20 protein-coding genes and 1 pseudogene are annotated in these 21,550 nt (G+C 35.9%); 3 read left to right on the top strand and 18 right to left on the bottom strand.

The annotated features are described in order from the left end of the window. Window positions 1-23: 23 nt before the first annotated feature. The 4 genes from ACQKTA_RS06745 to ACQKTA_RS06760 all read right to left on the bottom strand — a co-directional run bounded on the left by ACQKTA_RS06745 (window position 24) and on the right by ACQKTA_RS06760 (window position 4,793). The gene (locus ACQKTA_RS06745; protein WP_332581221.1) at window positions 24-1,451 is read right to left on the bottom strand and encodes an MFS transporter; all 1,428 of its coding nucleotides are present in this window, start codon (window positions 1,449-1,451) and stop codon (window positions 24-26) included. A 100-nt stretch (window positions 1,452-1,551) separates the two neighbouring features. Beyond that, the gene (locus ACQKTA_RS06750; RefSeq protein WP_332581222.1) at window positions 1,552-1,746 is read right to left on the bottom strand and encodes a hypothetical protein; all 195 of its coding nucleotides are present in this window, start codon (window positions 1,744-1,746) and stop codon (window positions 1,552-1,554) included. Between the two features lie 124 nt (window positions 1,747-1,870). Then, a complete protein-coding gene (locus ACQKTA_RS06755) occupies window positions 1,871-3,550 on the bottom strand; it encodes a ribonuclease J (RefSeq protein ID WP_427813211.1) in 1,680 nt (559 codons plus the stop codon). 193 nt (window positions 3,551-3,743) lie between these two features. Next, on the bottom strand, window positions 3,744-4,793 hold the full coding sequence (locus ACQKTA_RS06760; RefSeq protein ID WP_427813212.1) for an aspartate-semialdehyde dehydrogenase: 1,050 nt from the start codon (window positions 4,791-4,793) through the stop codon (window positions 3,744-3,746). Window positions 4,794-5,074: 281 nt separating this feature from the next. On the opposite strand from ACQKTA_RS06760, the gene ACQKTA_RS06765 reads away from it, so the two are divergent. After that, a complete protein-coding gene (locus tag ACQKTA_RS06765; protein WP_427813213.1) occupies window positions 5,075-5,899 on the top strand; it encodes a hypothetical protein in 825 nt (274 codons plus the stop codon). 45 nt (window positions 5,900-5,944) lie between these two features. Here the strand turns inward: ACQKTA_RS06765 and ACQKTA_RS06770 are convergent, their stop codons facing one another. Together ACQKTA_RS06770 and ACQKTA_RS06775 are read right to left on the bottom strand one after the other, a co-directional pair. After that, window positions 5,945-7,141 carry an MFS transporter gene (locus ACQKTA_RS06770; RefSeq protein WP_427813214.1) on the bottom strand — a complete coding sequence of 399 codons (1,197 nt, stop codon included), beginning with the start codon at window positions 7,139-7,141 and terminating at the stop codon, window positions 5,945-5,947. Between the two features lie 13 nt (window positions 7,142-7,154). Next, window positions 7,155-7,442: a hypothetical protein gene (locus tag ACQKTA_RS06775; protein ID WP_332581227.1), complete on the bottom strand. Its 288-nt coding sequence runs from the start codon at window positions 7,440-7,442 to the stop codon at window positions 7,155-7,157. 271 nt (window positions 7,443-7,713) lie between these two features. On the opposite strand from ACQKTA_RS06775, the gene ACQKTA_RS06780 reads away from it, so the two are divergent. Continuing rightward, window positions 7,714-8,370 carry a Crp/Fnr family transcriptional regulator gene (locus tag ACQKTA_RS06780; RefSeq protein ID WP_332581228.1) on the top strand — a complete coding sequence of 219 codons (657 nt, stop codon included), beginning with the start codon at window positions 7,714-7,716 and terminating at the stop codon, window positions 8,368-8,370. 40 nt (window positions 8,371-8,410) lie between these two features. On the opposite strand, the gene ACQKTA_RS06785 is transcribed toward ACQKTA_RS06780, so the two are convergent. The 7 genes from ACQKTA_RS06785 to ACQKTA_RS06815 all read right to left on the bottom strand — a co-directional run bounded on the left by ACQKTA_RS06785 (window position 8,411) and on the right by ACQKTA_RS06815 (window position 17,081). Further along, window positions 8,411-8,659 carry a L,D-transpeptidase gene (locus tag ACQKTA_RS06785; RefSeq protein WP_427813215.1) on the bottom strand — a complete coding sequence of 83 codons (249 nt, stop codon included), beginning with the start codon at window positions 8,657-8,659 and terminating at the stop codon, window positions 8,411-8,413. A 29-nt stretch (window positions 8,660-8,688) separates the two neighbouring features. Then, window positions 8,689-9,828 (bottom strand): L,D-transpeptidase family protein, encoded by a 1,140-nt coding sequence (locus ACQKTA_RS06790; protein WP_427813216.1) that lies wholly within the window; start codon window positions 9,826-9,828, stop codon window positions 8,689-8,691. A 136-nt stretch (window positions 9,829-9,964) separates the two neighbouring features. After that, a complete protein-coding gene (pflB, locus tag ACQKTA_RS06795) occupies window positions 9,965-12,262 on the bottom strand; it encodes a formate C-acetyltransferase (protein ID WP_427813218.1) in 2,298 nt (765 codons plus the stop codon). Window positions 12,263-12,674: 412 nt separating this feature from the next. Beyond that, window positions 12,675-13,373 carry a helix-turn-helix domain-containing protein gene (locus tag ACQKTA_RS06800; protein ID WP_427813220.1) on the bottom strand — a complete coding sequence of 233 codons (699 nt, stop codon included), beginning with the start codon at window positions 13,371-13,373 and terminating at the stop codon, window positions 12,675-12,677. 76 nt (window positions 13,374-13,449) lie between these two features. Next, the gene (locus ACQKTA_RS06805; protein ID WP_427813222.1) at window positions 13,450-13,827 is read right to left on the bottom strand and encodes a hypothetical protein; all 378 of its coding nucleotides are present in this window, start codon (window positions 13,825-13,827) and stop codon (window positions 13,450-13,452) included. Window positions 13,828-14,782: 955 nt separating this feature from the next. Beyond that, entirely contained in the window at window positions 14,783-15,487 is a 705-nt protein-coding gene (locus ACQKTA_RS06810; RefSeq protein WP_427813223.1) for a helix-turn-helix domain-containing protein, read from the bottom strand. Window positions 15,488-15,767: 280 nt separating this feature from the next. After that, entirely contained in the window at window positions 15,768-17,081 is a 1,314-nt protein-coding gene (locus tag ACQKTA_RS06815; protein WP_332654073.1) for an NCS2 family permease, read from the bottom strand. A gap of 247 nt (window positions 17,082-17,328) precedes the next feature. On the opposite strand from ACQKTA_RS06815, the gene ACQKTA_RS06820 reads away from it, so the two are divergent. Next, the gene (locus ACQKTA_RS06820) at window positions 17,329-18,240 is read left to right on the top strand and encodes a UbiA family prenyltransferase (protein WP_427813225.1); all 912 of its coding nucleotides are present in this window, start codon (window positions 17,329-17,331) and stop codon (window positions 18,238-18,240) included. 39 nt (window positions 18,241-18,279) lie between these two features. On the opposite strand, the pseudogene deoC reads toward ACQKTA_RS06820, so the two are convergent. The 5 genes and pseudogenes from deoC to ACQKTA_RS06845 form a co-directional block, all read right to left on the bottom strand. Then, window positions 18,280-18,957: pseudogene (deoC, locus tag ACQKTA_RS06825) on the bottom strand (deoxyribose-phosphate aldolase). Between the two features lie 26 nt (window positions 18,958-18,983). After that, the gene (locus ACQKTA_RS06830) at window positions 18,984-19,283 is read right to left on the bottom strand and encodes a rhodanese-like domain-containing protein (protein WP_332654079.1); all 300 of its coding nucleotides are present in this window, start codon (window positions 19,281-19,283) and stop codon (window positions 18,984-18,986) included. A 132-nt stretch (window positions 19,284-19,415) separates the two neighbouring features. Then, window positions 19,416-19,730, bottom strand: a complete 315-nt coding sequence (locus ACQKTA_RS06835; protein ID WP_427813226.1) for a PTS lactose/cellobiose transporter subunit IIA — start codon at window positions 19,728-19,730, stop codon at window positions 19,416-19,418. Window positions 19,731-19,758: 28 nt separating this feature from the next. Next, window positions 19,759-20,076: a PTS sugar transporter subunit IIB gene (locus ACQKTA_RS06840; protein ID WP_407857567.1), complete on the bottom strand. Its 318-nt coding sequence runs from the start codon at window positions 20,074-20,076 to the stop codon at window positions 19,759-19,761. 32 nt (window positions 20,077-20,108) lie between these two features. Beyond that, window positions 20,109-21,539 (bottom strand): 6-phospho-beta-glucosidase, encoded by a 1,431-nt coding sequence (locus ACQKTA_RS06845; RefSeq protein WP_427813227.1) that lies wholly within the window; start codon window positions 21,537-21,539, stop codon window positions 20,109-20,111. Window positions 21,540-21,550 lie beyond the last annotated feature (11 nt).

Raw genomic sequence — 21,550 nt, forward strand, 5'->3', positions numbered from 1 at the left:
TGTACTAATATAGCAATCAATTTTTATTTGGCCGCTCTTTTTCTAAAACGAACCAACGAAAGAATGAACCCAGTTATACATAAAATCAATGAAACAATAAAGGTGACACGCATCCCAAAGATAAAGATATCTGGACGTCCTTCAATATATGTTGTGACACGTTGACCGTAAGCAACTGTCATCCCACTATATAAAATTGTTGTTGCTAAGGCAATCCCGATCACCATTCCTAAGTTGCGAGCAAATGAATTCATACTGCCAGCTACACCTAAATTGTCTTTTTCAACACTGCTCATCACGATCGTATTATTTGGCGACTGGAACAACGCATTCCCAAATCCCATGATAGCTGTTGCTAAAACATAATACCAAATAGGACTTGTTTGGTTCATGAACACATATAACAACTGTGCAATCGACAATAATGTCAAACCCAATAAAACCAAACGTTGAGGACCAATTTTGTCAGTCAAGTAACCACTTAAAGGGGAACCGATCACCATTAAAAAGGGAAAGACCATCATCAACAAACCCGCATAGCTGGCTGTTAAGCCACGTGCATTTTGTAAATAGAATGGTACAACGACATTCACAAAAAAATTGGCTGAAAAAATCAACAAAGCTGTCAATAAACTCATTGTAAACATTTTATTTTTTAGAATATCAAACACTAACAACGGATTTTCTTTGCGTTTTTCGACTTGAATAAATACCACAAAAAAGACGATCGCAATAACTAATAATACCAAGGGCACCGTATGGATATATCCCACTTCTTGACCGATAAAAATCGCACCAAAAAAACTCATGATCGTCACGGCAAAAGTAACAAATCCCAACCAATCGATTTTCTTTTTCGACATCGTGATATCTTTCGGCAAAAATTTCTCGCCGATCAAAATCGTTAAGATTCCGATTGGAACGTTGATCCAAAAAATATACGACCAAGAAAAATGCGCTAAGATCAGCCCACCGATACCAGGACCCGCAATTGCTCCTAAAGAAACGAAAGCTCCAACTGCTCCTAATGCTCTTCCGCGCTCATTCATCGGGAATACTTCTGTAGTAATACCCGTATTAGTAGCCATCGTCATACTTGCTCCAATTCCTTGGACCACTCGTCCAAAAAGCAGCATCGACAAAGAATGATTGAACCCACATAATAATGAGCCTAATGTAAAAATGACTGTACCGATGCGGTAGACTCGGATTTTCCCGAAACTATCTCCGACTTTTCCGAAAAGAAGCAGACACGCACAGACGATCATCAAATAAATTGATACGACCCATTCTGCTTTGTTCATTGGTACAGCTAAATCTTTCGAAATCGTTGGCAGAGCGATATTGACAATGCTTGAATCTAACGTCGACATAAAGGTAAACATTGCCACGGAAACTAAAATCCACCAGCGATTTTTTTGAACCTCTGGATTATCTTGATAACTTTTCATATAAAACTTCCTTCCACTAGAAAAATAAGCCATAGCTATTCTAGCGGATGGACGGATAAAAAAGCAACTTAAAATAAAAAACGAGGAATAACTCCCTCGCTTATTTCATATATTTACCATTTTTTCCATCTTCAAATGTTGCAAAGTAGCCATTTGAGATTCTTTTTTCATATACATGGTGACAATTTGGACATTCAATCGGCATATTGTCTTTCGGATGATCCTCAACGTTCAATACTTCTTCAACAAAAAAATACGTGCCACAATTTGGGCATTTCAATGGTTTCTCTAACATATGACCAACCCTCTCTACATTTACTTCTATAATTATCATACTCCATTTCTATCAAAAAACAGAATGATAGCTATTGAAAAAAAGCCCTTCAAACATTCTTTTTGTTTGAAGGACTTTTTTGACTTTATTTACGGCGGCCACGGCGTTGATTCGCTTCCATGATAACTGGAAGGATCACGGGGCGACGTTTTGTTTGCTCAAATAGATAGCGGCTTAATTGATCCCGGATATCTTGTTTTAATTTGCTCCATTCAAAATCGTCTGAATGCAAATGTTTTTCTACAATTTCGCTGGTTGTTTCAGCACTTTCTTTGATCAAATCACGGCTAGCTTTGATATAAACAAATCCACGTGAAGTGATTTGTGGTGCAGAAACAATTTTTTTCAACTTACGATCGATCGTCACAACAACTACAAAAATACCATCGTCTGACAATACTTTACGGTCACGTAAAACAATATTCCCGATATCACCAACACCAATACCATCAATCATGATATTGTCGGCAGGTACGCTTCCAGCAGCACTCATGTGTTTATTTTTATATTCTAAGACATCTCCTCGACCTGTGATAAAGATATCTTTGAATGGCATCCCCAACTCATTCGCTAAATGCGCATGGGCTGCTAATTGACGGTATTCACCCTGAACTGGAATAAAGTATTTAGGCGACATGAAATTCATCATCAATTGTAAATCACGTGGATTTGCATGACCTGATACTCGAAGATTTTCAGAAATACTCTTCACTACCCCGCCTGCACGATAGATCATATCTTCGGTCTTAGCAACCGTTGTTTCCATCGCAATCGTTGGTGTTGTCGTGATATAAACTAAATCGCCATCTTCGATTTTCAGATTACGATGTGAGCGATTGGCCATTTTTTGTAATGACTTGATTGGTTCGCCCATTCGTCCCGTTTCCAAAATCAGTAATTCTTCAGGTTGATATTTTTTCATTTCTTTCACAGTAACCAAAATATCTTCTGGTACTTCTAATTTTTTCAAACGCATCGCTGTTTTTAAGATGCGGTCTAAATCTTGACCAGTCAACACTACTTTACGTTTGGCTTTTTCTGCAGCATTCAAAACTTGTTGAACTCGTTGTAAATTACTTGCAACACTGGCAACGATGATCCGGCCAGGCCATTCATTGATCGTATCATAGACTTCTCCAGCGATTTCTTGTTCTGAAGCTACTTGGATCGGATTTTCGGCATTCGAAGAAGAACTTAGCAACGCCAAAACCCCTTCTGAGCCCACTTCCGCCAAACGACGATAATTCGTCGCATACATCGGGATCGCTGTCGGATCAAATTTGAAATCACCTGTATAGACGATCGTTCCTTCATCCGTTTTCAAACTAATTCCGACAGAATCAGGAATTGTATGCGTCGTACGGAAAAAGCTGATCAAGGCTGTTCCAAAATCGATTTCTGTATGTTCGTCGATCACATGGAAATCTTTAAAACCTTTGCTTTCATCGTTTTGATTGACTGTCAATTTCGCTAACTCAACTGTTAATTCGGTCCCAAAAACAGGAACAGCGACTTCAGAAACTAAATATGGTAAAGCGCCAATGGCATCCGCATGACCATGAGTCAAAAAGACCCCTGCTACACGTTCTTTATTTTCTATTAAATAGGTAAAATCTGGAATCACAACATCGATTCCTAACAACTCATTTTCTGGATACTTTAGTCCACAATCTAGGACAAAAATATCATTATCCACTTCTACTGCATACATGTTTTTACCATTTTCACGCACGCCACCGAAGGGAATGATTTTGATTGTACTCAAAATATACACCTCGCAAATTATTTTTATCTATTATATTCAGCTTACTCAGATCCCGTAATCAGTACGATCTGTGCTTTTATACTCACTAGCTATTATACATGATTTTTTTTGAAAAACCATCGATTGGAAAACCTCAAGTTTTAGAGGAAAAGAAAAAGTCTAAAGCAGCTTTTGCTTTAGACTGATTAGTTCTCTATTCAAAAAGACCCATTTCATACATTGTTTCTGCAATTTGTAATGAATTCCAAGCAGCGCCTTTTAGCAAGTTATCTGAAACGACCCATAAATGAATACCGGTTTCTTCATCAGGATCTTTACGGATCCGACCAACAAAAGTTTCTTTTCTACCCACACTATTGATAGCTTGCGGATAAATTTGTTGACTAGGATCGTCTTCTAAAATTGCTCCGGGAGCATTAGCAATCAATGCTTGAATCTCTGCAACACTAGCTGCTTTTTCTGTTTCAATGTAAACTGATTCCGAATGTCCGCTCATCACTGGAATACGTACACAAGTAGCAGAGACTTTGATCGTTTCATCTTCCATGATTTTCTTCGTTTCATTGATCATTTTCCACTCTTCATACGTATAACCTGCTTCTGCAAAAACATCGATTTGCGGCAATGCATTAAAAGCTAATGGATAATGTTTTTCATCACCACCGCATGGTAGGATCTCTGTCTGCCACTGATCAACCGGTTTATCAGCTAAATAATCACGTGTCTGCTGTCTTAATTCTTCCATCGCTTGATTTCCCGCACCAGAAACTGCTTGATAAGTAGAAACGATCACACGTTTCAAACCAAATGTTTGACGGATCGGTTCTAGCGCCACCATCATCTGAATCGTTGAACAATTTGGATTTGCAATAATTCCTTTATGTGATCGTAACGCTTCAGGATTTACTTCAGGTACGACTAATGGAACTTCCGGGTCCATTCGAAAATGGCTGGTATTATCAACCACGATCGCACCTCGTTTGACCGCTTCAGGGGCAAACTTAGCAGAGATACCTCCGCCAGCTGAGAATAAGGCCAGATCCACTCCTTCAAATGATTCAGGAACCAATTCTTCAATTGTTTTTGACTCGCCTTTAAATGAAAGTTGCTTACCTGCAGAACGCTTTGAAGCTAAAAGTTTAACAGTCCCTAAAGGTAGTGAACTACTTTCTAATAGCTTGATCATTTGTGTTCCTACAGCGCCTGTAGCGCCAACGATTGCAACATTCATTTTTCTCATCATAATCACTCTTCCATTTCATATTTTTAAACATTTTATCATACAAAAGTAGAAACGCAAGTCCTTTATCATTTATTCAATAACATATATATTTTTAATAAAATATAAAAATGTATGATAAATAAAACTTAAATACTCTAAATAATATATTTAATATAACTAATATTATCTTTCTAAAACTATAAAAAAAATTAAAAAATAGATATTTATTCGGTATATTGGTTGTGGTTTTTTAATAGACCCTTTAGAATTAACTTGTAAGCGTTATTTATAGGAGGCCATTCATGAGAGCTAACGGATCTATTATTAGACAACAACGTGAAGCACGACAATTGACCTACGAAGACCTCACCTTTATTTGTTCATCCGAAGATTTAATGCTAATAGAACAAAAAAATGAGGGTATATTAGAAATTATTTTGGATCTTTGCCAACGATTAGACATCCCTTATCACAAAGTCTTTCCTAAAACGACTTTGGCATCGGAAGTCTTTATGTTACAGCTGATTCGTTGCTTGCATTTACGCCAAGAATTTGCAGCAATTCTCTTCTTATTAGATACCTTTGGAAAAAGAATAAACTATGAGAGCGGACGAATAATCGGCCATCTCTTTTATTTTCGTGCCTATGCAACTTTGTTTTATCGTCAGGATACACAAAAAGCGGTGTACTATTTTCAACGGGCAGCGACTTTTTTAAGTGAAGAAAAACGGTACGAACTTTTAGTTTTAAAAGGATTAGCTACTTGTTATCAAGCTAATCAAGAAAAACAGCGGGCCCGGATTTTTTTTGAGCGCGCTGAACAAGTGGAGGAAAAAATGATACATTCAGAAAAATTAGGAACAACTTATTGCCAAGCCGCTCGTTTTTTTGCCGAAAAAGGCCAACATCAGCAAGTCAACGACTTGTGTGATGAAGGAATCCAAACGTTATTAGAAATAAATATCACCGAAGGTCTGGAAGAACTCTTTTTTGAAAAAGCGATCGTCCAATCAGAAGATACTCACCAAATCGAGCTTTTGAAACAAGCAAATTACTACGCGAACATTAATCAAAACCATGTTCATGTTTTAGAACAACAAATCACTGATCAATTACTACGGGTATAAAAAAAGCCTTGTCTCTAAATTCAGAGACAAGACTTTTTATTTATATTAATGATTCACTTTCACTTTTTTATTTGGATGATAGAAAATCATATACAAGACAGCAACAATGATCGGAATCACTGCGCAGAAAATATAGATATGTTGATACGTACCTAGGATGCCTTTGATCCCACCTAATAAGTATGGTCCAACACCTAATCCTAGATCTAAACCGATAAAGTAAGTCGACAAAGCCACACCAATCCGTTCTTGTTCGACTAATTTTAAGGTCACCGCTTGACCATTAGCCATGAATGTTCCATAGCCTAAGCCCACAAAAGCACCAGCAATCAGTAATACGGGAGCAGTTTGGGTAAAGGCTAATAGAATCAATCCGATAGTCAAACAAATAAAACTTGGATACATAACTGCATTTTCACCGCGTTTATCAAAGATACGCCCTGACATTGGACGCGTTAATGTCACAACTAAAGCATAAACAACAAAGAAGAAGGCGCCTGCCGTCACTAGATGCAATTCATCTGCATAAATCGATAGGAATCCTAACACACTTGAGTAAGCAATCCCAATCAAAAAGGCAATAGCCGCAATAAACAAGACCTTCATTTCGACAAAGCTTTCAAGACTAAATTTATTGATTCGTGCTCGGTGTTCTTCTGATAATTCAATGTTAACGACTTTAAATCTGAAACAAGCAATCGTCGTTAAGAAAGCTAAAACGATCGCAATAATAATGATTGCTTTAAAGCCAACGATCGGTAGCAACAGCAAGCCGATAAATGGCCCGATGGCTGCTGCTAAACTAGTACTCAAACCATAATAATTAATTCCTTCACCATATTTAGACTCAGGAATATAGGCAGTAACGATTGCATTCGCAGCCGTTGAAACAGCTCCGTAACCAAAACCATTCAAGAAGCGAACGCCATCTAAAATGAAAATATTCGAACTTACTAAGTAAGCTGCTGTAGTGATTAAATAAAATAAGGCCCCGTAACGCAGAACCGCTCTTCGGCCGAATAATTCCAATTTCTTTCCGATATATAAACGAGCCAATAATGTTCCGATGATATAGATACCGACTGCAAATCCAGCTTGTGCGGTCGTGGCACCTAAACTTTGTGTAGCGTATTTTGCCGTAATCACGACAAAGCAATAGTAAACTAAAAATACGATAAAGTTGATGATCGTAATGGTGATAAATCCTTTATTGAATAATTTTTCTTCTTCCTTGATTGTCATTACCCACTCTCAATTAATATGCGATACTTTCATTTAACTTCTTTAGATTAGAAATCTTCTCTGCGACTTTATTGTAGTTTGATGGATAGCGATCCACTGCTTGACTGACGAATAAATCCCGCGTGTAGTCAAATTCCGCCAAAAAATCATCTAGTGTTTTGTCTGTTTGCGCATAGTCTTTTCTAAGCATCAACGCATTTTGGTAGGCATCATTTAGAAAGACCAATACCGCTTCCTTTTCAAACCGTACCTTATAAGCTGATTCTAACCGTTCGATCATTGCGCTTGTCCATTTTTTCATAAATAACCACTCCTATTATTTCCAAATTTTCTATTCACTAGACTATTTGGTTTGTTTGACTTACTTGATTGATTATACGGATATAAACAAATCGCGAAATCGTCTTTTATAATAAAAAAAGAAGATATAAATTTGAATTATCGCTTTTTAGTAGAAAAGAGGTGTAACATTTGTTACTATCCTTTTGACATATATTTTTTATCCATGTGAATTAGTGATTATGATAAAATAGCTATGAATTCAAGTATATTGCGGAAGGAACAATGATAAATTGGATAATACGGCCTTAACAGACTACTTAGAACAAAAAAAATTCCCTGTCGTCACGAAAGACTACAAGAAATATATTCTCTATGAAGGAATTCAAGACCACCATGTATATATTTTGAAAAGTGGAGTTATCAAAACAAGCGTCATCTCTCGCGATGGCCGTGAATTTAATTTGGAATATATTACGGATTTGGAAGTCGTTTCTTTGTTAAAGGATGAGTATTCACAATTCATCGATGCCCCTTTCAACATTCGAGTCGAATCAGAAACAGCAGAACTTTATCAAATAGATCGGGTCGAATTTTGGAAAGATATCAATCAAAACATTGATCTTCAAATTTACGTTAAAAACTATTATCGTGAACGATTACTCAAATCAATGAAACGAACACAACAAATGCTGATGAACGGAAAATTTGGTGCTGTCTGCACGCAGATTTATGATTTATATGATAAATTCGGGATCGAATTCGAAGATGGGGTCTTGATCGATTTTGTTGTTACAAATGAAGATCTCGCTCATTTTTGCGGCATCAATGCAGCCAGCAGTGTTAGTCGGATCATGCATCAGCTAAAAGAATGTGGTGCGATCCAAATGCACGATCGAAAAATTTTTATTAAAAACATTGAACTTATTAAAGATAATATTATATTTTAAACTTAAAAGACCTATCAGCCAATTACTGATAGGTCTTTATTTATACTTCAGTACCATGTTCGACGGGTTTGTCAAAAACACCCGGCGCTTCATCATAGATATGACCATAAATAAAAACCGGCATACCAATAAAACTCGCTTCATAAATTTTAGCTACTTGTTCTTTGGGAGTATTTACACAACCATAACTTCCTAAGTCTGTTTGATAGGCATTCGGAAGACCAAAATAATCCAATTTATGATCCGCATCGTGAATGCCAATCTCAGTGATCGTCTGGCCGTAACTCAACAAAGGCATCCAATAATCTACGGGCACATTTACATCCCATCTCCAGTGGTCAGTACTCCGGTCAAATCAACATTTCTCAATTTATCCATGATAGTATGAAATCCCGGTACAGTCGCGGTGCCTTTGGCATAACGTCCAGTGATCACGTGTGTTTCTACCACGAGTTTTCCATTTTTGAAACAATACATTTTTTGATTATCTAAATCGACTTCAACGTAATTTTTCTTCACATGAAGCGGTTGATTTTTAGTATCCCCCTGCAATACTAATTGAATTGTCTTTGTCTTCTTCCTTTGCAAGGCCTGAGCTATCTGCTCGGCTGATTGTTGAATATCAATAAACCAACCATAATTCCCAATATTTTTATACTTCAAATGAACCCCATGAACATTTGTAAAATGAACAGCTTTATAAATTGTAGAATATTCCTGTTCTAGTTCTGCTACCCACTCGGCAATCACTAGCGGATCAAATTCACTTTTACCATCCAATGAATCCGCTAACATTTTCCCATTAAGCAGAACTGTCGTTGTATTTACTTTAAGCTGAATTTCACGTTCAAGGATAGTCGTTAAGTGTTGAATAATTTTTCGATCAATTAAATCTGCCTTTGTTACTTCTGCTTCTCGATAGTACTTTGCCAGATTGTAGGTTGTTTTCAACTCTCCGATTTGCATTGCACAAGCTAGTTCCTTTCTAATGCGCGCAGAATCGATCACAGTGCCACTTTTTTCTGGTTGAATCTCGAACTTTTCATGGCGATAAATGATTTTTGCATTTTGAGCTTCTTTACCTACAGGAAATGACGTTCGGTCAATTACCGCTAACACTTCTTGCTGAGCCTTCTTTTTTAAAGGCAGTCCTGTAGCGCCATTATGAATCGCTTGTTTCAAATAATTTTTATTGATTTTGTATGGATCATTGAGAGTAATTCCTACTTTATATGTGTTTGATTGCAATTGTACTTTCACTTGTTGTGTTTCTTGCTGTATTTTCTCTGCTGCAGCTTCGATCGAAAGACCACTTACATCAACTCCTGCAATAGTGGATCCTTGATAAAAATGCGAACTATAATAAAAATACAATAATAAAAAGCAGCTCATTGTTCCAGCAACGATAAGTAGTACTTCGAGGATTCTTCGATTTCCATAGCCTTTAATTGTATTCACCTACTTCAACTTCAATGTTAGCTTCAGTATAAAATACAAAAATAATCCCGAGGTCAAAAAATAAAATTATAAATTTTTTCTTGCTTTTTTGGTTCAAAAAAAGCTAAAATCCAAAGGATTTTAGCTTTTTAAAAGTTTACATTCTTGTATGGTCTGTACGAGAGATCACGTCACGACGTTGTTCTGGAGTTAGGTCACGGAATTTAACCGCATAACCAGAAACACGAATCGTAAAGTTAGCATATTTTGGATTGTCGATATCTTTATCCATTTCTTCTAGCAATTCACGGCCAAAGACATTGACATTTAAATGGTAGCCGCCTTTATCAAAGTAGCCATCTAAGACTTGACGTAGATTATCAATCTGCATTTCTTCATCATCTGTCCGTCCTAATGCACCTGGATTGATTGTTTGTGTATCAGAGATTCCATCTTGAGCACAAGAGTAGTTCAATTTAGCTGTTGAATTCAACGATGCCAATAAACCATTTTTCTCACCTAAGAATTTACCATCTTGATAACTAGGGTTTGCCCCTGGCGCCAATGGTTTTCCTGCACGGCGGCCATCTGGTGTATTCCCAGTATTTTTTCCGTAAACGACATTGGAAGTGATGGTCAATAATGACAATGTTGGCGTTGAATCACGGTACGTGTGTTGACGTTTGATTTGTGTCATGAAGTACTCTAAGATCCAGTTCGCCATTTCGTCCGCTTCATCGTTATCGTTTCCGTAAGTCGGAAATTCATTTTGTGGAATATAATCGATTGCTAAACCATTCTCATCACGAACAACTTTTACATTTCCATGTTTGATCGCCATCAATGAATCTGCCGCATGGGAAATACCCGCAATCCCTGTTGCAAAGGTACGTTTCAAGTCTGTATCCATCAATGCTAATTGTGGCGCTTCGTATGCATATTTGTCATGCATGTAATGAATCACATTCAACGTATTCACATAAAGTTCAGCTAACCAATCTAAAACATCTTTATAGCTATCCATAAATTGATCGAAATCAATACTGTCACCTTCTATTGGACGGAAACGAGGACCTACTTGCATTTTTGTCATTTCGTCTACGCCACCATTGATTGCGTAAAGAACTGCTTTTGCTAAGTTGGCACGAGCACCAAAGAACTGCATATCTTTTCCAATTACCGTTGCTGACACACAGCAAGCGATTGCTGTATCATCCGAACCCCAATGTTGACGTAGTAAATCATCATTTTCTAATTGGATCGAAGAACTCTCTTTCGCAACTTTTGCTGCGTATGTGCGGAAGCCTTCTGGTAATTTTGAAGAATACAATACTGTTAAGTTTGGTTCTGGTGATGGCCCCATATTTGTTAATGTATGAAGGATTCGGAAATCATTTTTTGTAACTAACGAAGAACCATCCATGTTCATACCTGCTAATGACAATGTTGCCCAGATTGGATACCCAGAGAATAATTGATTGTATTCAGGTGTACGAGCAAATTTAACCATACGTAATTTCATGATCAAATGATCGATCAATTCTTGTGCTTCATCTTCTGTGATCACACCACGCTCTAAATCACGTTGGATATAAATATCTAAGAAGGCTGAGATACGGCCAATCGACATTGCTGCTCCGTTTTGTGATTTGATTGCTGCTAAGTAACCAAAGTACAACCATTGGATGGCTTCTTGCGCATTGCTAGCCGGTTGAGAGATATCATAGCCATAGCTTGCAGCCATTTCTTTCATATCTACCAAAGCACGATATTGTTCAGAAACTTCTTCCCGTAATTGGATAACGTCATTAGTCATTACTTTACTGCCAACATTTTTCCAATCTTTTTTCTTTTGCGCCATTAAAAAGTCGATTCCATACAATGCTACACGACGGTAATCGCCAATGATACGACCACGACCATAAGCATCAGGCAGTCCAGTAATAATTTTATTTTTACGTGCTAAACGCATTTCGTCTGTATACGCATCGAATACACCTTGGTTATGCGTTTTACGCCATTTGTTAAAGATAAATGACATTTCATCATCTGCTTCATAGCCATTTGATTCTAGCGCTTTGTTCGCCATGTTGATACCGCCGTAAGGCATAAATGCTTGTTTCAACGGAACATCTGTTTGTAAACCTACGATTTTTTCTTCATCTTTGATCAAGTATCCTGGTTCATGAGAAGTGATCGTCGCCGGGATGTTCGTATCCATATCGTAAACGCCATTCTTCTTATGCTGTACTTCAAATAATTCTTGAAGTTTATCCCATAATTTTTCTGTACTTGGTGCAGCTTCAGCTAAAAAGCTATCGTCGCCTGTATATTCTGTATAGTTACGTTTAATAAAATCAAGTGTATTTACTTCATGTTGCCAACGCCCTTCGTTAAAACCTTCCCAAGGGTTCGTTGCCTGTTTAACAGTTTTATCCATTGTATTAGTAGTCATAGTAGCACTCCTTTGTATAATTGTTTCACAATATTTAAAGTGATTATAACAGAGAGAACTTTTTAAAGAAAGGGCTTTTTTTATTTTTAAGACTGTTAATAATTGTAAAATAATGGCGATTATTTTAATGTTGATAAAACACTGTTACACTTTAAACTATAACAGACTAAAAAACAGAAAAAAATGATTTGTTTTCAAAATAGCTAAAAATGATTAAAGCAATCATCAAATACCCTAACAATTGAAAAACAGTTAACTAATACAGAATTTTATCTAAAGAAATTTTTTCATACTTTCTCATAAATACATTCGATTTATTTTTTTTAAAATTTTTTTAATTGCTTGGAAATGTTCGAAGTCAACAAAGAAGCTGATCTCAAAGGAGTTAATTCCTTAAGGATCAGCTTCTTTTTTACATGCTGTATTCTTCGATATGCTCTTTGATCAAGCCACTTGGAATATCATGTAGGCGATAACCATTGCCCCAATAAGTAATGATACGAACATTATCGATATGCGCATGCGCTATTTTCTTGCGAATATTTCCCACAGCGGTAGACATTTGAACAAGTCGAGATTTACTGACATCATTGTTCCAAACTTTATTGCATAACTCATCCCTAGAGATGAGTTTTCCACCACCTTCGGCTAAGGCATTGATGATTTTCTTTTCAATATTATTCAACGAGCTATATAGTAGAACCAAATCTTGGTTTTTCATCTCAGATTGTCTCATCAATCCTTTAGCAATCGAGTCAGCTTGCCCTTCACGTGTATCGCTCATCAATAAGAACTCTCTTAGCTCGGTTAGTGAACAATCGATCGATAAACAATGATTATCATCGATTGTTGGAACAGGTTCATCTGTTCGGCGAAGATAGTGAAGCTCTTTTTCAACGACGATTGGCAAAATTTCAGTAAATTCTTGATTGGTCAAGGTCTCACTAAAGATCACGATATCAAAAAGAGACAAAATATCTTCAAAATATTGCGGTCGATCAACATCATAAAATTCTTTCAAAACAAATACTTCATAATCTAATCGTTGTAGCTCATTCTGAAAATCTTGTTCAATAATAATATTCCTAGTTAAAATAATTACTTTTTTCAATCCCACTCACTCTCCCAACTTTAATTTGATTCATTTTATAATTTGCTGATTTAGCCAATTGTCATCCTTATACTAGCTATTTTTCATTAATATGCCCGGTAGTCCTGCATTTACTAGCTGACTCTTCATCTACATAAAATTTCTCTGGCTCACTACTTATTAATCGTACTTGCTGCTCCGCTTTTTCAATTAGCTGCCGGCTGATTTTGGTTGCATTTAGCAACATATCTATTGCTTCCAGCTCTTTTAGCAACTGCGTGGTCTCAATGTTTTCAACGGCTTTGTTATCCGTCTGAATCTCAACACAGCACTTCTGAGCTTTCCTATCTAATTGCTGTTTTTTTAACGTTTTCTTTCTTTGGGTCATACAAGTATGTTTCTCCATTAATTGTTCTTTATAATCGTTGACTGTCACATTTAATGACTCTATTTGTTGATAGTTTTTATTCCCCATATCTCGCTCCTCCTTTCTTTTTACTTATCCGTAAACGTTACCCCCGCTTATGAAAATTAATATATCCTTTTTAGGTACTTCTCTTCCCGTTTTGCTCGCTCATTACTGACTTAAACCAATTAATAACTATTTAAAACTCAAGTATCTTAGAAACCGCTTTTATTCTTAGACAACTTAAGTTATGTCAATTGTAAAAAAAATATCACTAAACTATATTAATTGGAATAAAAATTATTTTAATCAGTTAAAATTAACATTTATGTTTTATTATATAACTATTTAAAAAAATTATAAAATATTCTTTGTAACAAATCAATATTTTGTTAACATTTATTAAAACCTTTTTTTTAAGATGTTTTTGGTTAATCGATATTTTTAATCTATTATTTCAAATATGAACTTCAATATTTTTTCATAATATCAGAAAAAGACTACTGCTAATAATCATTCTCTGTAAATAAAAAAGAAGCTATTTTTAAACCCTAAACTTAAACAGCATTGAACAATATTCTTAAATTATTTGTTTTACATTTTTTTGCGAATATCTACTTATTTTCTTATTCTACATTTTTGTTTTTTTATACATTATTTTCTTTTTATATTTTTTTGAAAACTATTTGGTTTTTATATTTCATTCTTAGATTAGACTTTTGATGATCTAAAATCATGACTAATATAACTTGAGAGTCATTCTAATTAAGCTATTAGTCATTACTACTTCAAACTAATTCATTGATCAATATTTTTTTATTATTTAGTTAGAATAATTCTTTTATAATTACTAAAATAGACAGCATTTTATCCTTACCTTTTTATCTGATTCAACTTATTCAATTTTTATTGATTTAAAAACTATCATTTGGATTTATATACTAGGACAAAAAAGCGAGGACTTGCCGACACTTATGTATAATAAGTATCGGCAAGTCCTCGCTTTATTAGTATTCAGATAGTTCTATTGAATCCCAGCACTTTCTAATTCGATTACATCATTTTCAATATAATCAAAAATCTTTTTATTCAATCGATAGCCTTGTCCCCAAACAGTTTGGATGGCTTCATCGCCAAATTCTCCTTGAAGTTTTTCATTCACTTTTGAAACAACTTTTGACAAACTAGCTAAAACAGATTTTGTTGGAGCTTTTTCCCAAATTTGACGACTAATTTCTTCACGAGGAACGGTACGATCACCCGATTTGATCAAATAGTAGACTATTTCTTTTTGTTTAAGTTTCAAATTCATATTAGACAATTTTTGTTTAACAGATATTTGTTGCGTACGATCGGCCTCTTGAAAAGATAGATGAGCTATTTCTGCAACTACCAATAGTTCTCTTAGGCGCTCAAGGCTAGCTCCGATAGGGATACAAGCATCAAAAATATTATTTGCTTCTTCTCCAAAAGTTGTTTCTATTGCTCGACGGAAAAGCTTGAAATCACCTTGAGGCAATTGTTGTACTAATTCATTTGTTTCATTATCATATAATGTTTCACTGAAGATGATTCCCTCAAATTGATTGATGAATTGTGGAGTGATCACTTCTTTTTTTATCATTTCTATCACGTTACTAGAACAATAAACTTCATTTCCTAATTGTTTTAATTGAAGTTCAAAACTTTCTTCGTATAAAGGCACCTTCGTCAAAAGTAATAATCGCATATTTTTCCCTCTCTTTAGATCTAAATTTTTAGATAATTCCAAAAATCACTTGTCATATGTTAACAAATACATATTTTCTAATTACACATTCCAAATGATAAGCTTATTTATCATCAAAATAAAAAAAACAGTTATTTTCAAATGTAATTATAATATGATGATAGCTCGAGGTCAATTGAATATCGAATATTTATGTATAAATATTGCTGAACTACTCAGTTTATACAAAAAAAGCTATCTGATTCTATTAAATAGAACCAAATAGCTTTTATGAACTTCTCTATTTTACATTTAAGATCCACATAAAACCAATGAAAACAAAGAACAAGGCATACATGATAATCGATACTTCTTTTCCTCGTTTAGCAGCAATCATTGTAATTGGATAGAAGATAAAGCCTAACGCAATACCATCTGAGATACTGTAAGTTAAAGGCATCCCAATCAAAATCAAGAAAGAAGGAATTGCGATTTCTAATTCTCCCCAATTGATTTGACGTAATGATTGGGCCATCAATACGCCCACCATGATTAAAGCCGGTGCTGTAACTTGTGAAGTGACCACTGACAATAATGGAGAGAAAAATAATCCGAAGATAAAGAACACACCCGTTGTAATAGCAGTTAATCCTGAACGTCCACCAACAGCGATACCAGCAGATGATTCAACGAACGCTCCAACTGGAGAAGTCCCTAATAATGAACCAGCAAGCATCGCAGTTGAATCAGAGGCCAATGCTTTACCTACACGCGGCATTTTATTATCCTTCATAAAACCAGCTTGATTAGCTAATCCAACCAGTGTACCCGCAGTATCAAAAAATGTAACTAATAAGAATGTTAATACGACTACCCATAATTGTAATGTGTTGATATCTTTTACATGTTTCAAGGCAACTAAAAATGTTGGCTTCAAACTAGGTGCAGCTGAAACGATATGTGTTGGCACATCGATCAAGCCTGTTACTAAGCCTAATAAAGTTGTTGCAACCATCCCGATGAAAATTCCACCAGGTACACGACGAACCATTAAGATTGCTGTCACGATCAAACCAAAAACAGTTAACCATGTTGAACCAGCATTCATAGAACCTAAACCAACCAAAGTTGACTTATTAGCAACGATGATTCCACCTTCGCTTAAGCCAAGAAAAGCAATAAATAAGCCAATCCCACCAGAAATCGCATATTTTAAATCAGCTGGAATCGCATCAATAATCAATTCACGTAACTTAAAGATCGTAATCAAAATAAAAATCAGCGAAGCAACGAAAACACCCGCTAAAGCTGTTTCCCAGCGAATACCCATACCGACACAGACGGAATAAGAAAAGAAGGCGTTTATCCCTAATGCTGGAGCAGTAGCGATTGGATAGCGAGCTAGAACGCCCATCAATATACAACCTAAGGCACTTGCTAAGGCTGTAGCTGTAAACACAGCTCCTTCGTTCATTCCTGATGCACCTAATACACTAGGATTAACAAAAAGAATGTAGGCCATTGAAATAAAAGTCGTGAAACCAGCTAAAATCTCTCTTTTTACTGTTGTATTCAATTTTTCAAGTTCAAAATAGGAACTAATTTTCCCTTTCATGAATCTTCCCCCTATAATCTGAATAATGTTCGTAAAATAATCATTTTTTTTCTAAGCAACGTTGATTATCATATAATAAACTGACGAATAAGTAAATAGCAATGTACAAAAACAGCAAAACACGAACATTATTTGATAAAAAGACAAAAATAAGAGAAAACCTTTTCATCATTTAGGGGCAAACTAGTGGACATTCTTTAAAATAATCGATACCTTTGATATTGACTGAAATGAAAGGAGAATTACATTGAAACAACTTAGCTTTAAACAATTTTGGGAGTTATCTGAAATCTACACTGCTCCATTGAACTTATTTATTATTTTATTAGGATATGCTATTGCTAAATTTCAACTGGATAGTTTAACAAGTCCGGCATTCTTTCTCTTTGTTTTGATTATTGTAATGTTTCATATTACTGTAAATATCTTCAATAACTACATGGATTATAAAAATGCTTCTGATGAAAATTACAAACAGCAAACCAATATTATTGGACGTGATCATTTAGATATCACATTTGTAAGAAATCTCTATTTGTTTAGTTTAGCGATCTCATTTCTGCTGGGGCTAATCTTAGTTTGGAATACTAACTGGGTTATTGGCGTCTTAGGTATCATTGGTTTTTATATTGGACTGTTTTATTCCTATGGCCGGCGACCTTTGAACAGCTTACCGATCGCGGAAGCATTAACAGGAACTGCGAGCGGCTTTTTCATTCCTGTGATCAGCTATTATTTAGCCGTTTATCAAAACCATACGCTTACTTGGTCAATGATCGGTAAAGTATTTTTAATCAGCTTACCCCTCGTATTGATGATGTTTAACAATCTTTTAGCCAACAATACTTGTGACTTAGAAGAAGATATTGAAAATCACCGCAAAACATTGGTTTATTATTTAGGCAAACCCTTAGCTGTAAAAGTTCTGCTGAGCGTTTATGCTTTCAGCTTTATTTGGCTGTTAGTTCTTGTTTTTACTGGATTAGCGCCTTGGACGGTTCTATTCTTGCTGTTGCTATTCCCTAAAAATTGGATCCAACTGAAACAATACCGAGCAGTTCAAGATAAGAAAAAAACATTTCCGATTGTTTTAAAAGCAATGTCAGCCATCATGGTACTTTATCCGGTACTTTATTTTATCGGATCGCTATTTTTATAAATAAAAAAACCGTCTGAATCAGACGGTTTTTCTATGCCTTTAACTGATTAAAGAACGGTACTCTTCAATAATTTTTATACCAGAACTAGTTCCTAATCGTTCCGCTCCTGCTCCAACCATTTGTAACGCCGTAGTTAGATCACGGATCCCTCCAGCTGCTTTGACTTTCACCTTAGATCCAACTGTCTTTTTCATCAATGAAACATCAGCAACCGTAGCTCCAGCTGTTCCAAAACCAATTGAAGTTTTGACAAAATCGGGTTTCACTTCTTTGGCGATTTGACAGACTGTGATTTTTTCCTCATCAGATAGGTATCAGGTTTCTAAAATCACTTTACTTATTATTTCCCCTTCACGAGATGCCGCTACGATGGCTTCCATTTCTCTTTTTATATAAGCTAAATCACCCATTTTAAGTCGACCAATATTTATTACATAGTCAATTTCATCGGCACCATTTTTAATCGCATCTTGTACCTCGAATACTTTCGCTTCGATTGTTGTTTGTCCTAAAGGAAATCCAATAGCGGCCCCCACATGTACCTGACTATCTTTTAAAAAAGTGTGGCATATCTTTACTGGATAGGAGTTGATAGCTACCATTTTAAAGCCATACGTATCTGCTTCTTCACACAATTTTTTGAATTCAACTTCTGTAGCATCTGCTCGCAATAGCGTATGGTCGATCATGTTAGCTAGTTCTTCTAAGGATATCATCTGCAGTCTCCTTTCAATTAACTTTTTTATTTACTAAGTTCTCCTGGCCAAGCTGTTGTACCGCCAGCTACACTGATCACATCGAAACCTTGGCCGGCTAAATATTCCTGAGCCATTGCTGAGCGTTTACCTGATTGGCAAATCAAATAATATTTCTTATCTTTCGCTAATTTTTGTTCTGCAATATCCAAATTACTCAAGGGCCAATTTTGAGCCATCGGTATATGTCCTTGTTGATAGTCCGTTTTTTCTCGGATATCAAAAACATCTAGTTGCTGTTTTTTTGTTAATTCATAAAAATTTTCCATACTGATTGAGTCATCCATTTTTTTCTCTCCTATCTCCTAGACACTTTCTATCTCCTATTTTTCATGACTTCATTCTTTTTGTCAAAAAAACTGGTTTTAATACAAAAAATCTCCCTCCATGATTTAAGGAGAATCATGGAGGGAGATTTCTTATGCACTAATTTTACGATAAACATCGATGATTTCTTTTGCTAAATCGGTAAAAGCAATCGAGGTCATCAAATGATCCTGACTGTGAACTGTTAAGAGGTTCAGATCTAAGTGTTCACCTTGGGCTTCCTTCGTTAGTAATCCTGTTTGTGAATGATGAGCCTCAATAAGCGATTCTTCAGCTTCTTTGATTTTTTCATCGGCTGCTGCGAATTCCCCATTTTTTGCTTCTTGGATTGCTTCCATGGCATTACTTTTAGCATTGCCGCCATGAATGATCAATCCCATAACTGCTTCTAAATTTTCCTCTTGCACATTGTCACTTCCCTTTTTCATAGTCGATTTATTGAATCATTGCGATCGCTTGGCCTAAAACTTTTTCTCCATTCATCATTCCATAATCCGTCATATTGATAACATCAATCGGGATCCCTAATGGTGTTAATTTTTCTTCAAATTGTTTTTGCATAAATCGGACTTGTGGTCCTAACAAGACCGTGTCGATTTTTTGTTCTTGCAACTTATTTGTCGCATCTGCCGCTGCAGTTGCAAAAATAGCAACATCCATTCCTTGTTCAACTGCTGCTTTCTGCATTTTTGTTACGAGCATACTAGTACTCATTCCAGCATTGCAAACAAGCATAATCGTTTTTTCACTCATAGAATAATATCTCCTCTTTAATCGAAATGGATTTACAGTTTTTCTCCATTTGTCTCAATCACTTTTTGGAACCAATGGAATGAATCTTTTTTACTGCGATCGAGTGTGCCATTTCCTTCATTATCTTTATCAACATATATAAAGCCATAACGTTTTTTCATTTCACCTGTTCCAGCAGAAACAAGATCGATGAATCCCCAGGGCGTGTATCCCATTAGATCAATACCATCATAGATGACAGCTTCTTGCATAGCTTCGATATGTTCTCGTAAATAATCAATGCGGTATTCATCATGGATCTCTCCATCTTCTGTAATTTCGTCAATCGCTCCGAAGCCATTTTCTACAATAAATAAAGGTAATTCATAGCGATCATTAAACCAATTCATTGCATAGCGCAAACCAGTTGGATCAATTTGCCAACCCCAATCAGAAGCTTTGACATAAGGATTTTTTACTAAGTCATTGGCTTCATCATAATCATAAGCCGGGCCTTTACCATGATCTTTGACTGTAAAGGACATGTAATAACTAAAACCAATATAGTCTACCGTTCCTTTAGTTAATTGTTCTTCATCTTCTGCTGTGATATCCAAATTAAATTGTTTGCGTTCAAAATACGTCTTCATATGGCTAGGATAACGTCCTTTACAATGAACATCAGTAAACCAATAACGACGTTGCATCGCCACAGTTGCTGTCATCATATCTGATGGGCTACATGAATAAGGATAGATTGGGCACATAGCGATCATACAGCCGATTTCAAAATCATGATTGATCGCATGACCAATCTCGATTGCTTTAGCACTAGCAACCAATTCATAATGCGCTGCTTGATACATAATTTTTTCACGATTATCGCCTGCTTCAAACTTTAATCCTGAATTTGTGAATGGGGAAAAATCTTCTTGATAATTTGCTTGATTATTGATTTCATTAAAAGTCATCCAGTACTTCACTTTGTCTTTATACCGCGAGAAGCAAACCTCTGCGAAGCGGACAAAGAAATCGATCATTTTACGATTACGCCATCCGCCATACTCTGTAACTAAATGATATGGCATTTCGAAATGAGATAATGTGATCACTGGTTCGATCCCATACTTCAAACACTCATCAAACAGATCATCATAAAATTGCAGACCTGCTTCATTAGGCTCTTTTTCATCACCGTTAGGAAAAATTCGAGTCCAAGCAATCGATGTCCGAAAACATTTAAGTCCCAATTCAGCAAATAATTTTACATCTGCTTTGTATCGACCATAAAAATCAATTGCTTCATGATTCGGATAATTCTCGCCTTCGATCACACCGTTAGTGATTCGACGTGGTATACCATTGGCACCGACGGTCATTACGTCAGCAACGCTGACGCCCTTCCCGTCTTCTCGCCAGCCACCTTCTAATTGATGAGCAGCAACAGCGCCGCCCCATAAAAAGTTCTCTTTAAAAATACTCATTTGTCTACCCC

The organism is Enterococcus sp. 22-H-5-01 (assembly GCF_050310005.1).
Lineage (GTDB): Bacteria > Bacillota > Bacilli > Lactobacillales > Enterococcaceae > Enterococcus_A > Enterococcus_A hailinensis.